This window comes from Bradyrhizobium sp. UNPA324, from assembly GCF_006658635.1.
Lineage (GTDB): Bacteria > Pseudomonadota > Alphaproteobacteria > Rhizobiales > Xanthobacteraceae > Bradyrhizobium > Bradyrhizobium nanningense.
Map to the genome: position 1 here is coordinate 6007942 of NZ_LFJD01000004.1, position 12407 is coordinate 6020348.

General features: G+C 60.3%; 17 protein-coding genes. 4 read left to right on the forward strand and 13 right to left on the reverse strand.

Annotation, left to right across the window (positions count from 1 at the left end; all coding sequences use genetic code 11):
* Nucleotide 1 precedes the first annotated feature (1 nt).
* The 11 genes from UNPA324_RS28800 to UNPA324_RS28850 form a co-directional block, all read right to left on the reverse strand.
* Nucleotides 2-400, reverse strand: a complete 399-nt coding sequence (locus UNPA324_RS28800) for a hypothetical protein (RefSeq protein WP_141937277.1) — start codon at nt 398-400, stop codon at nt 2-4.
* A complete protein-coding gene (locus tag UNPA324_RS28805) occupies nt 400-738 on the reverse strand; it encodes a DUF6634 family protein (RefSeq protein ID WP_141937278.1) in 339 nt (112 codons plus the stop codon). The genes UNPA324_RS28800 and UNPA324_RS28805 overlap by 1 nt, the downstream gene beginning before the upstream one ends.
* A 237-nt stretch (nt 739-975) precedes the next feature.
* Nucleotides 976-2445 (reverse strand): AAA family ATPase, encoded by a 1470-nt coding sequence (locus UNPA324_RS35825; RefSeq protein ID WP_246667233.1) that lies wholly within the window; start codon nt 2443-2445, stop codon nt 976-978.
* A 12-nt stretch (nt 2446-2457) separates the two neighbouring features.
* Entirely contained in the window at nt 2458-3282 is an 825-nt protein-coding gene (locus UNPA324_RS28815) for a metallophosphoesterase (protein ID WP_141937280.1), read from the reverse strand.
* Between the two features lie 3 nt (nt 3283-3285).
* Entirely contained in the window at nt 3286-3489 is a 204-nt protein-coding gene (locus tag UNPA324_RS28820; protein ID WP_141937282.1) for a hydrogenase maturation nickel metallochaperone HypA, read from the reverse strand.
* 2 nt (nt 3490-3491) lie between these two features.
* The gene (locus UNPA324_RS28825; protein ID WP_141937284.1) at nt 3492-4001 is read right to left on the reverse strand and encodes a hypothetical protein; all 510 of its coding nucleotides are present in this window, start codon (nt 3999-4001) and stop codon (nt 3492-3494) included.
* Between the two features lie 81 nt (nt 4002-4082).
* Nucleotides 4083-4280: a hydrogenase maturation nickel metallochaperone HypA gene (locus UNPA324_RS28830; protein WP_141937287.1), complete on the reverse strand. Its 198-nt coding sequence runs from the start codon at nt 4278-4280 to the stop codon at nt 4083-4085.
* A 2-nt stretch (nt 4281-4282) separates the two neighbouring features.
* A complete protein-coding gene (locus UNPA324_RS28835) occupies nt 4283-4852 on the reverse strand; it encodes a hypothetical protein (RefSeq protein WP_141937289.1) in 570 nt (189 codons plus the stop codon).
* Between the two features lies 1 nt (nt 4853).
* Nucleotides 4854-5384, reverse strand: coding sequence for a hypothetical protein (locus UNPA324_RS28840; protein WP_141937291.1), 531 nt, complete (start codon nt 5382-5384; stop codon nt 4854-4856).
* Nucleotide 5385: 1 nt separating this feature from the next.
* Nucleotides 5386-5925: a TraR/DksA C4-type zinc finger protein gene (locus UNPA324_RS28845; protein WP_141937293.1), complete on the reverse strand. Its 540-nt coding sequence runs from the start codon at nt 5923-5925 to the stop codon at nt 5386-5388.
* Between the two features lie 118 nt (nt 5926-6043).
* Nucleotides 6044-6634, reverse strand: coding sequence for a hypothetical protein (locus UNPA324_RS28850; RefSeq protein ID WP_141937295.1), 591 nt, complete (start codon nt 6632-6634; stop codon nt 6044-6046).
* A 794-nt stretch (nt 6635-7428) separates the two neighbouring features.
* Between UNPA324_RS28850 and UNPA324_RS28855 the strand changes: the two genes are divergently transcribed.
* Complete coding sequence (locus UNPA324_RS28855; protein ID WP_141937296.1) at nt 7429-7662, forward strand: hypothetical protein; 234 nt, start codon at nt 7429-7431, stop codon at nt 7660-7662.
* Nucleotides 7663-7718: 56 nt separating this feature from the next.
* Here the strand turns inward: UNPA324_RS28855 and UNPA324_RS28860 are convergent, their stop codons facing one another.
* Nucleotides 7719-7994, reverse strand: coding sequence for a helix-turn-helix domain-containing protein (locus UNPA324_RS28860; protein ID WP_246667234.1), 276 nt, complete (start codon nt 7992-7994; stop codon nt 7719-7721).
* 147 nt (nt 7995-8141) lie between these two features.
* Between UNPA324_RS28860 and UNPA324_RS35830 the strand changes: the two genes are divergently transcribed.
* Nucleotides 8142-8537 (forward strand): molybdopterin-binding protein, encoded by a 396-nt coding sequence (locus tag UNPA324_RS35830; RefSeq protein WP_246667235.1) that lies wholly within the window; start codon nt 8142-8144, stop codon nt 8535-8537.
* 113 nt (nt 8538-8650) lie between these two features.
* On the opposite strand, the gene UNPA324_RS28870 is transcribed toward UNPA324_RS35830, so the two are convergent.
* Nucleotides 8651-10219, reverse strand: a complete 1569-nt coding sequence (locus UNPA324_RS28870; RefSeq protein WP_141937301.1) for an integrase family protein — start codon at nt 10217-10219, stop codon at nt 8651-8653.
* 1374 nt (nt 10220-11593) lie between these two features.
* On the opposite strand from UNPA324_RS28870, the gene UNPA324_RS28880 reads away from it, so the two are divergent.
* Both UNPA324_RS28880 and UNPA324_RS28885 read left to right on the forward strand, forming a co-directional pair.
* Nucleotides 11594-11803: a hypothetical protein gene (locus UNPA324_RS28880; RefSeq protein WP_128918739.1), complete on the forward strand. Its 210-nt coding sequence runs from the start codon at nt 11594-11596 to the stop codon at nt 11801-11803.
* 96 nt (nt 11804-11899) lie between these two features.
* Nucleotides 11900-12406, forward strand: a complete 507-nt coding sequence (locus UNPA324_RS28885) for an A24 family peptidase (protein ID WP_181769553.1) — start codon at nt 11900-11902, stop codon at nt 12404-12406.
* The last annotated feature ends 1 nt before the right edge of the window (nt 12407 follow it).

A 12407-nucleotide genomic window follows, 5' to 3' on the forward strand; every position in this document is an offset into this window, starting at 1 on the left:
CTCAAACTCGGTGATTGACCGCGTAACCGTTGGCCGCGAAGTGCAGGGCATCGCTGCGGTGACGGCGCTCAGCTTTGTCGACAACACTGCAGACATCGACGGCGCAGGCGCGGGCGAACTGCTCCCGGAGCGGGAAAGGGACTCGTTGAATATCGACGAACAGCAATGCGTAGACAGGCAATGGCTCGCCGGTTGCCGGGCCAATGCACGCGGCCAGTCGTCCGGTCAGAAATTCCCCCTTATGGAGCAGCAAGATCGGATGCCGCCAGCGCGACCGTCCATAGTGGTCGGCCAGCGCGAGATAGGCAAACAAGCATCGAGGCCGGTCCGCCGGGACCGCAGTTAGTAACGGGGCAGCTGCGCCAAGAATTGTCTCGCGACGGGTGATCAGAACTGTCATCAGAGCCCCACGACTCCATCTTCGGTGTTGTTGCCGACCGGCTCGCCGAGTCGGTAGACCCGATTCCAGGTGCGGGCCCATTTCCGGTTGCGGTCAAGCCAGATCAGTTGCGACGTGTGGATGCTCTTGTCGTGGCCGAGCAGGGGATGGTTGACGACGCTTCCACTCAGAACCATGCACAACGAATGGCTTGCATCGCTGAATTGCCTGACGACCGCCTGCCAGTTCTCGAGCAGCGGCGCGCAGGCAAGCTGCTCCGGCGACGGTTGCACGCCGGTCAGATAGGACTCGAAGTCGCGCCTCAACATCGCCTCGTTATCCTTCTCTTCGCTCGCCATGTTCCCGATTTCCCAATCGAGTTGCCAAAGTTTCACTTCCACAGGACAGCACCGCACCACGGCCAGCCGATCGAGGCGATCCTTCGCTCCAGCCCACGTTTGCACACGAGGTTCGCTCGCCAGTTTTCAAGCAGCGGCGCATGCGCCAGTTCAATCGGACCAGGTGCCTCGTCTTTAAAATAGTCCTTGGTGTCGGACTTAGGCCAGCGGCACAAGCTGGTCCTGTGCAGGCGGCATCTAGTGCCTCACCGCGGTGGCATTGCGCGCCTCGACCGTCGCCGCCACGATCTTCTGCAGCTTGCGGACACTGAACCCGGCCCTTTCCCATGCACGCCCGATCACCTCAAGTTCGTCCTCGGCGAGCGGCCAAACGAACCCGGGCTCGCCGGACTCAATGGCAAGCTCCCGCAGAACGTTAGCCGCAAGAAGCGGCAGATCGGCAAGCCGGGGCGCCAGCACCTTGACGATACGGAAGCGGTCCTGCAGAGGCGCCGGCAGGTTCACGATGGCATTGGCGGTCGCGATGTACGAGATCCATGAGAGGTCAAGCTCGGCGTCCAGCGAGACGTCCCTGTATCTGGCCGCGGTCTCGCGCTCCAAAAACGGCAGCAGCGCGTCCCACAAACGTCCATTGCGCGACGATGTGCCGGCCTTCTCGATCTCGTCGATCATCACGATCGGGTTCGCGATGCGCATTTGGTTGACCGCGCGCGCCGGTGCCGACGGGATCGTGTTGCCCCAGCCTTTTGGCGATCCGCCGAACATGTTGTCCGATGCGCCGGATCCGTCGTAGCGGTACACGCCGACCCCGAGGAGATCGCCGATTCTGCGGACAAGCCGCGACTTGCCGGTGCCGGCAGGGCCTGTCAGCAGGATGGGCGCTGGACGAATGGGCGCGCCCTCGCGCAGGTCGCGTAGTACGAGGTCGATGGCGTTGGTGGCGTGCGGGTACTCCGCCATCAACTTTGCTCGCATCGCGGCGATATCGCGGGCGAGCCGCAAAGGCAACCTTGCATCCACCAGATCCTTGAACTCGGAGTGGTAGTTGTTGAGCTTTGTAGCCTTGTCTTTGGGCATGACGACGATCTCGAGCGCTGCTGTCGCGTCTTGTTGCTCGCCTCGGTTCTGCTCGCGCGGTGCCGGCAACCCTTCTGAGCTGTCGTCCTGGTAAAACAGTTCGAGGCAAGTAGTCCAGAAGACGCTGCTGTCGCTATCCTTGAAATCGCCTCTTGCGGCGCGCCACCAGACGGCTAGGCGCTGCAAAGCGTGATTCCTCGTGATGCTGGCAACTGGCCAATCCCAGAGGTGCTCGACGGCGTAGCCAAGCTGCGGCAGTACGATCTCGAACGTTTGCGGCTTGACAGGATCAGCCGCTAACATCAGCGCCGCGAGCGCCTCCTCGCCGTGGCCCGCCGCGAACAAGAGGTCGGCGAACCTCTGGCAGGCCGCTTTGCAGCGGTCCTTTTCTCCCGACCAGAAATCGGCAGCAACCTGATCGCGCGATAGATTTTTGACCTCGCCAATGCGCGACCAGAAGAGCTGGGCCGCGGGCGGCCAGCCGCTCTGCCACAGCAGTTCGACCGGCAAGGGCACCGAGGAGCTGCTGGTTATCTCCTGGGTCATCCTCAGTCCTCCCCGCGTGGATGTCGCGCTCGGATAAGATCGCTTCTGCAATCCGGCGCGCACAGTCGCTTCGATGTCGACCATTGCCAGCCTTCCTTAGATTTCGATGACAAAGTTCGGATCGAAGCGCGGGTTGTCCCAGTCGCGCTGCTGCGGTGGCCAAGGTCCATAACCCTTGGCGTTCGAGACCACGCGCGTCATACCGATCATGATGTCCTCGGACTCGTGGGTATGCCCGTAGATCCAGAGATCAGCGGGCTTGAGCGCGCCGCATCCCTCGTCGGACGCTGGTCGCATCAGCGCGGTCAGGTCGCTGCGGTATGCCGCATTCAGGATCTCGTCCGGCTTTGGCGGATCGGACAGCGTCACAGTGGGTCCGGGATGCGGGGCGTGGTGGGAGACCACGACCAGCTTGCCGGACCGCTCCTTGCGCATCTCGCCCTCGAAGAACAGGCGCGCGGCAAGATGGCGGGCATAGGCATGGTGCGGCTGAAAGCGCCGCTCGTAACGCGCCGTCCTGATCTTCCTGAAATCGTTCATCCTTTCAGCCGCCACGCTCATCGCGCGATGCTGATCGCCGAGCAGATCGAAGTCGGTCCATGTCGTTGCGCCGGCGAACGTCACGTGCTCGATCCGGACGGTCTCGTACTGCAGCACATGAATGTTCGTGCCGGCTGCCGCAGCCTTCGCCTTGTCAACCGTCCTGAACTCGTCGGCTCCATAGAATTCGTGGTTGCCGACGACGTAGATCACCGGCCGATACGTTACGCGTTCGCGCAGCCACTTCACCCCGCGCTCCGCACGCGGAATAAGGTCGCCGGCGACCACCAGCACATCGAACCGCGGCCGCGCATCGCCGGACGGCAGGTCCCAGCCGCGGGTCAGCTCGACATGCAGATCTGACAGGATCCACAACAACACGGTTCAGTCCTCGTCGGTTGGATGATCGTCCAGCGGCTCGGCCTGGCGCAGCCCCTGGACGATCCGGTCGATGAGCTCGTCCGGCATCTCGTCGATGCCAAGAGCGAACTGCACGTTGGGCGAGCCGCAGCGCGGGCATTCGTGCCGCCTCGGATCGTAGGTGAACTCGCCTTCCCGGGCGCAGGCGCGGCAGCGAAATCTGGCCATCGCTATTCCTCCGCCGGGGTCCACCAGAAGCCGTCCTCGCAGACCGCCCACTCGCGTGCGGCATCGATCCAGAGGATCTCTCCGGTGACGCATACCGTTCCGTGGCTCTTCCCGACCAGGCTCGTCGATGGTCCCGTGCCCGTCTCGATGCCCATCAAGATCGTGGCCGGGCTGTAGAACTCTTCGTCATCCGGATAGCGGATCAGATCGATGCCGAACCCCGCGCGCCGCAGCGTCCGTTGGGAGATATCCCGGTCGATCTCGTCCGGATATCCCGGGCGCCAGCCGGTGCGGCACCGATCAGCGAGGGCTTCGATCTTGAGACTGGCGGTCTCAGCATGAATGATGGCCGGCACCACCCGTTCAAGGATCTGCCACGTCGTCTCGGCGCCCGCGACGTCGGTCCGGAACCGGAATTTGCGATCCCGGTCGAACACCGTCAGGTCGCCGTCGGCGGATACGTAGACAGACCGCGCGCGCTCGCCGTCCTCCACGATGGTAATGACCTTCATATTCACAGCCTCCATGACGCTTCGCGTCCTAAGCGAACGTCCCTTCGTTACCGCAGGTGCGGCGGTGAAACCGGGCCACCGCTATTCCTCCGCTTTTTTCGACGGTGTTGAGTTCTCGTTGTCCTTCGGCGCATTGAGCAATGGATCGCCCTCAGGCACTTCGTCCCGCGAAATGATGAACTGCACGTCGATTGAATCGCAGAGCGGGCATGTGTAGCGCTCTGGGTCGTAGACCCATGTGCCTTCCTGGTGGCAGGTGCGGCAGCGAAACCGGGCCATCGCTATTCCTTATCTATCTTTGTGTTGCGGCGCGATGGAGTGGTGTCGACATCCACCGGCGGCCCGACGAAGCTGTCGGTCTTTCGGTCATAGTGGCGCAGTATGCAAACGGGCGGCTCGGTTGGCGCCACCACGCGCACGATGTGGAGGCGCTTATTGGCGCGCGTCTCCAAGATAGGTCGGCCCTCGGCGTGCTTCTCGCAGCGGACTATCACTTCCTCGGAAGCGTGATACTTCTCACCTTCCGCGCCGCAGAGTTCGCACGTGCTGCTGCTGCGGGCCGCGGCGAGCGCGAGCGCCTCTTCGATGCTGGCCCTGGTCTCCTCCGAGACATTGCCTTCCCAGCCGATGCGCAGGATCCCGAACTTCTGCTTGATGCGGACGAACTCGAAGGTCTCGTTGTCCCGCAGGGCCTCTTCGAGGCGGCCGCACAGCCGCTCCAGCACGTCCTGCCAACCCTCCTGACACAGCGGGTAGCCGAAAGTGTCCTTCGGTTCGTCCTGCATGAAGTCGAACAGCCGCGGGTGCGCCTGCATGAATTCGATCCGCCAGCTCTGAGCGATCTGCGCCATCTCACTCCTCCTCGTCCGGCGGCGGGTCGACGAAGTTGTCGTTCTCGCGGTCGTAACGACGCGGCTCATAACCGGAGCCATCGCACCTCGGCATGCGAACGATATGCATTCTATTGCTCTCGGATTCGTCCGCGAGAGGCGTGCCTCTGGCGTGAGCGGCACAACGCGCCATGCAGACGCCATCATCCAGATAGAGCCGCCCCGGTTCCCCGCAGAGCTCGCAGGTGCAGGCGCTCCGTGCTTCGGCGAGTGCGATAGCCTCGTGAATTCTGCATATGGTCGCGGGCATCACCTGGCCGCGCCAGGATACTCTTAGGCGGCCGACTGCTTCCCTGATTCGATCGAGGTGGATCCGCTCGTCGTCTCCGAGCGCCGCCTCGAGCCTGACGCACAAGCGCTGAATCAGATCGTGCCAGCCGCCCTCGCAGCGAGGATACCCGAGTGCAGCCCCGGGATTCCCAGCCGGCGGACAGAATAGGCCGCGGTGCGCCTCGATGAGCTCAATCTGCCAGTCCTTGACGATGCCCGCCATCTCACTCCTCCTCGATTCCAAGCGAGGCGGGGTCGACGTCGATAAAGACGTCGTTCTCGCGATCGTAGCGACGGCAGCGCACCACGCGCCGGTCGCCAACGTACCGTTCCTCGATGAGGACGTTCTCGAATCCGGGGCGGATCTCTTCGGGGCGGCGCCCCTCGGCGTGCGCGGTGCAGCGCGTCGTCAGCCAGCCTGGGCCGTACAGCCGGCCGGGCTCGCCGCAGACCTCGCAGGAGCAGGCGCTGCGGGCTTCCGCCAGGTCGATGGCTTCCTCGACCTTGGCGTCGGCGTCCGGAGACAGGGCGCCATGCCAACAGAATCGCAGCGTGCCGAACTTTTCCTTGATTTGCGTGGCTTGAAACGTCCCGCCCTCGGCCTGGACCGCCGTCCGGATCCGGCCGCAGCACCGCTCCAGGAGGTCGCGCCAGCCGTTGCCGACCTCGGGCCAGCCCTGCGCCAAGGGCGGATTGCCGACCGGGTGGAAGATATCGGGATAAGCGTCAACCAGCTTGGCCCGCCAATCGTTGGAATTGACCATCGAAGTGTCTCGTGACGAAAAGAGTTGTGCCTGTCGACGAGCCGGCGAACGACATCGATCCGGTGATCGCTACCGGAGTGCGGACCCGGCTCTTTCGTGCAGCCGTCGAGGTGTCTCTCTAACGCTCACGCACCACGCTGCGCGGCCCTAAGGGGCCGTCGTGGATCTCGATTTCCACCAGCCCTTCGCACGCCAACGCACACACGGCGGCGAAGATGTCGCAGCACGGGCGGGCGCGCTCCTCGATTTCAAGTATCGTTTGCGGGCCGTCTTCGGCGAGCGCCGCTGCGATCTTCAGTCGGTCCTTGATAGATACGTGGAAGCGCGCGTTGGACCAGACTTCTCGCACGTTGGAGTAGATCGGCTCGCGTCTGATGTCCTCGGCATCGCGTTCCAGAAGGCGCAACCCTTCCGACGTCAGCACCTCGCTGAGTCGCTCGTAGTCAGCTGCGGATCTCCGCGGCCGCCTTTCGCAGACGACGAGCAGAAAATCTCCGTCAATCCTTTGCAGCACCACGCTCATCAGCGTGGGCGGCGTACCATATGGGTTCGGAGCCTTCCGATACTGAAGCGCGCGTACCTGCGCATCAAGGCTCGCCTCCTGGAGCGCGTCACGGAGCAGGAGGCTTTCAATAGGAATTGCGACCTTGCATTTGGGGCCGGAGAAGGTGGTCGATGTTGCCTTGCGAAGGGGTTGGTTGCCATGCATGACACGATGTCCTGAACGCGTTGCGGGAGCAGGCGGCGACGCTCCGGACGGTGATGATCGATGAACATGAGCGCGTTCCTTCCATAGGTGAATTCGAAAAGACCGATTTCGGCGGACCGCGCCGGACAAGCGAAGCCGAGTACGAGCGAGGTCTGGTTGCCCAGGACGAGCGCTTTCGATGTGCTGAATGCGAGGCGAACTTGTGAGTGCGTCAGTTCAACAACAGTGCTGTTCTGCCGGGTCGCATGCTGTAGGACCCAAATGTCAAGAGGCCAACTCGGAGGTTTGGTCGATGACACGTTAAAGCGTGTCACAAAATTGCGCCAAAGATATGGCGGTCAGCCACCACAGCGGAAAATCGTGCGAACCGCAATGTTGGGCGACGCCGACGGATCTCTGCGGCGTGGTGGCAGGGGCCGTAGCGTGTGGCGGCGCCACTCGCGCACACCACTCCAGTAGCAACCGTCCTCGTTCTCATAGACGCCGCCCGCGTTCGGCCGACAGTCCGTTCCAATCCCCAAGCTTCAACACGATAATCCGAGGTTTGACTGATCTGGGTCTAGCCAATCCAACGCGATTCCGAAAACGATCTTTCCTCCCGGTTCCACTGGCGCATACGATGACACGCTATAAAGTGTCGACGATCTGACTGATCGATCAGCTAAATTTCGACTATCCTGATGATCGTGTTGAGATCGTGGTGATCCAGCGATCGTGCAGCTCGGATTATCGCGTGATATTCTCTAGGTTGGTGCAGCCGCCTTCTCCCGCTTTGTGTGATCGAGGATCTAGCTATGCCAAAGCCGGTTCAAATCGACGCCGACCTGTACGCGCGCGCGGCCACTGCGGCATCGCGCGAAGGAAAACACGTCGAGACTTACATAAACGAGCTGCTCCAAATGCAGCTGAGAGATGTGGAGAGAATGCACGAGATTGTTAGGGATCTCGATGAGATCGCTGGAGACGATGCCGAAGAGGCGTGGATTCTCCGCGGAAACTCTACACGGGCAAAAGGCTCAGGCTCGTGAGGCCTCCAACACGACAATCCGGATAGCCCAAATTTCCGCGCCAAATGGGCGGTGGCTCAGGAATGCCCGGATCCGACCCGCGGATCGCCGCCGTCCGCCGCGAACAGACCGGCAAGATCAACGTCCAGCGCAATTGCAATTCTAACAAGGGAATCCAGCGTTACGTTGGCCTCGCCGAGCTCGATCTGGCTCACTAGCGCCTGCCGGATCCCGGCTCGTTCGGCCAGATCCCGCTGGCTCAAGTTCGATAACTGCCGCCGCTCCTTGACCCTGCGGGCAAGGGTGGCACGCAGCTGCGATTGAGTCTCAAGGAAGGATTCAGATATCGGCAAAAACGTCCACTCCCGGAATCCTTGGCTTGGTGGAGACCGACAGTCTGCCACCATAGGTGACGTGGCGCCACGTTTTCCGAATGAGAAACAGGCGCGTTTGGACAGGCCAATTGATGCTAGACGAAATCTCTGGGAATTTAGGGTGCCTTGACGGTCATGGGCCCGCGGAGCTCAGACGAATCGTTGCGCCTGGTAAGTGCCCATTGGGCCGTGGAAACGGACCATGAAAAGCTGAGGAAGATCGGCGCTGCCACGCTTGCCCGCCCCGGCAGACTCAATCTAAACAGCAATCAGTCAGCAAACTTCGTACGTAAAACGGAGACGGCAAAGTTGAACCGAAATCTGCCCACCAGCGGTTATGCAATCATCATCGATGGTCTTGTGAAGACCGAGTTCGCGACGAGAGATGGGGTGGAGATGGGGGTGCGGGATCTGAAGCGGCGATTTCCGATGTTACAGGTCAGGATCTACGATGCAGCGGCTCGCGCTGATCGGGAAGTGAGCGCCTCTTCGCGGGGGGAGCGCGTTTTGTACGCAGAATAGTCCTTTGGCGTTCTGCTGGGAACAAATCCGGACGCATCAAAAAGAGCCACTTCGGAGCTTGATTGGATCGGAATACGGGCTGCTCTTTAGCCATGGCCTCGTGGGAGAATGAGTTACTCAGCTGCCTCCGAGAATTTTTGTCGTTTCGACTCTCGCTTGAGCCAGCGCTCCTCGCCATAGCGGGCCCGGTAAATCGAATCCTTCAGCGCATCGGCATTCAACAGGCCAGGATCTGCCGCGATCGCCGCCTGGGTTTGAGTTTCCAACCAATTTGTCCAAAAGGTCATGATTTGCTTCTTCTTTTGAAGCAGCGGGTCCAACGCGTAGCTCTCCGCGGTTACATCTCCTGCGGGCGCGCCCTCGGAGTGATCCAAGATCAGCTTGATTTCTCCGAGCGAGAGGCCGAATTCCCGCTCACCGTGACTTGCAAATCCTCTGCGCCAGCCGTGCGGGCTCATGTCCACACCGGGCATGAACTGCAAGGCATGATTGACAAAGCTTGGATCGGCGTAAGGGTTTTTGGTTTTCTTCCCTGGCTTAGCGCGAACTGGAAAGTAATAGGGGTATTCACCCAAATCGAGTTCGTCGAGCTGCCTAATCGTTTTCGCGCCAGCGCCAGTTAAGACCACGATATGGGGTAGGTGGGCTCGTCGTTTATTCGAGCGCTTGCGCATAAATGGAGGGATGCTCCAGACCATATCGGCATCTGGATCGTTCCAATCGGCCATGACCAGAAAGTCCATCTGGTAACAGCCGATGATTGCGCGGCGGCGCTGGAGAGAAAAAGCAAGCAGCTGAACGGCCAGCGAAGCTCGTTCGCCGAGGGCGCCGGATCTTGCAATCGCTACCGCCCGCCCCATCGCCATGGGGGACGGTACGTCTCTGCGGCGGTCCTCGCGATCCTTATCGAACAGCTGAATTACCGACAAGGCCGGTCTAGAGATCATCGGCTGGGGCCGTTCCGGAGGTTTCACGCGAAGGAGGAAGTTCGGGGTGACAGAAGTTTGTCTCCGTCGCGTGTCATCGCCTAGGAAGGACCACATTGAGCCCAGGATTCTGAGCACATGTAAGCCTTGGGAGTACGCTCGCTTGCAGATGTCGGCGACGCACTCGGCAATTTCCTCGCGGCTGATGGCGGCTACTTGTTTGCCGTTGAAGCGAGATAGCTCCGCCACGCGGGAGTGTCGCTTGCTACGGTCCAGTCGTCTCCGGCCTCCGAGCGTTCGCGCATAGTCGTCATACGTGTCCGGCGAGCGACAGTCCATGATATGATCCATGAACTTGTCTACGGCCTCGATCCAATCCCATGAGCGCACTGGTCGCTCGCCGCTGACGCGAACCTGGTGGGCGATCGAGATGCCGGTCATGAATTCAGTTACGAGCTTCTCCGGATCACTCCCTCGACGGCACCAAGCTCGAACTTCGCTGGCTCTCTCTCGTGCGATTTCCGGCGCTACTTCCGAATTGCCGATGATCCACCTGCGCTGTTTGCCAAACAGCCGGGCACGAACGGTCCACGTTGCGGCTTCATCGGTAATCCGGAATTGCAGGCCACGACACTTTGCGTCGGTGAGTTCGGTCCGCTTTCCTTTCTCGTGATCGCGAATCTTTTCCTTGACCTTCTTGGCGGTGATTTCTTCCGCCCTTTTTTCCTTCTTTCTCTTGCTTGCTGTAGTCATCATCGGGGGTCACACCGCCCCGGAGCCGGGGTCACGCTGGGTCACGCAAAACGCGAAATCGCTGATGCCTCAAAACATCAATAGCGACGAGGAAAAATGCAAGGGAATCCTTGTAAATAATTGATAGCATTGGGCAGTGTTTTCAAAAACACTGCCCAATAATCGCCCCGCGACAGGCCCAACACGCTGGGTCACGCTGACTCTTAATCAGCGGGTCCCAGGTTCGAGCCCTGGTGCGCCCACCATCCCAAGCCCCTGCTGATGCAGGGCTTTTCGTTTCCGGGTAGAGAACAAGGCGCGTCTCGTGCGACGCTTTCTGGTCGGAGGCAGCATGACCACTCTTGCGCGCATTTTCCTTTGTTGTTGTATCTTCGCCAATTCGATACAGCGCGCAGACCCTAGAGCAAAGGTCGGTCACGTCCTCGTCGTAGAATAGGATATTCGGGCGAGCAAAGCGGACGATCTATTCCAGCGGTCGCCGCAGGATGGCGTTTGCTGCAGAACCAGAAACTGGACGATGGGGCCTCAGTCTGGATTCTCTCCATCGATTCGAACCCGACCTCTCGCAGGCGGACTCCTCAAGTGCAGGGAGATCTCCCGGCCGCCGGCAGCAGCAATTACAGGGTCATTCGATCAAGCAGGTGAGCGCGCCAGACATGCAAGCGCTGCCATCGCATGCAGGAAACCGACCAGGACGATCAAATTAGCCGCAAGCTCATGCCATTCATTGATGCTGTAGCGAGTAGCGGGATCGCCCGTCCCGGACTGCTCTACGGACCAGACGCAACTGAATCGCCAGATCGCATCCCGCATCTTGCTCCGTCGCGCGGCAAGTTCGGGATCTCCGTACTGGCCAGAATCTCAAGCAATTCTGCGGATGCCTGCTTCTGAACAAGCCGGGTAAGTGATCCCAAATGCTGGAGTTCGTGAAAAACTCCGGCGCCGATCGTGACCGCGCCGGAGGACAAGCTTCGCGTCGCTGGCCCGCATGTCGCTCAGATTCGCACCGTGCCGCCGAGACCGGGGCCCTCGCGTTTGCGGTCAGAAAATTGGCGCACATGTGATTTAATATAAGGAGGCCTAGTTAACAGGCCCGAACGGAGAGAAGTCGCGCGATTCATTATGTCCGTATTATTTCGGTAATCCAAATGGATTGTTGGTTAATTTAGCATGCCATTGTAAGAAAAAGATTTTTTATCGACGCGTCGTCAAATCCGGCGTTATCGGTCGACGTTTTTAAACTAATCTGATTATTAAATATTGACTAAGAATAATATTTAATGAAGAGTTTGCAAGGTGGCGAGGCGGTCATCGCCCCCAGCCGCTGAAGTTTGCCAAGGGTGTCTGAAGCTTCATCTCGAGAGAAAGGTTTTTCCTATGTTGCAGTATTACATCAAGACCACCGACGCCTTGAAGCGCTTGCGTGCCGACCAGAATGGCGTGGTGTCGTTCGAGTACATCATCGTCGCGGTTTGCATCATCGGTGCAGTGTCAGCTGTGTTCGGCGTTGGAGCTGGCGGTGCGATCGGAACGGCGCTGACGGGCGGGATCACGGCGATCACCACCGCTTTTACTGCGGCAGTTTGATCCGGCCATCTGACGCCAGAGGGGGGCATCGGAATGTGTCCCCCTCGAATGTTCTCTCTCCATTTTGAGTGTGCCTTCCACCTCCTCGAGGCATGCATGGGCTGGGTTTCTTACATCCCCTCGATACTGGAAATCCTGTTGCTGCTGTATGTCGCAATGCTCGATGTCGCGACCCGTTTGATCCGAAATGACGTCTGTCTCGTGCTGGCGCTGTTCGGGATCGCCGGTCAGCTTGGCAGCCCGGTGCAACTTGCCCAATCCCTCATCGCCGCGACGATCCTGTTCGTGCTGCTGCTCGCGCTTTACCGGCGTGGAGGGATTGGCGGGGGCGACGTCAAGTTGCTGGTAACTTTGGCCATTGGCCTGACGCCGACGGGCCTGATCCAATTGTTGACCGTAACCTCGCTGGCGGGGGGCGTTCTTGCCCTGCTGCATCTAATGATGCGCGTCCTGCCATATCCGAAGCTGGCGCCAGTCGGATCGTCGCTCGCACGCCGCGTCTACGCGATCGAGCGTTGGCGCCATGTGCGACATGCGCCCTTACCTTACGGCGTCGCCATAGCGTGCGGTGGCATCTGGACCATCTTGAGCAGAGGATTTTGAC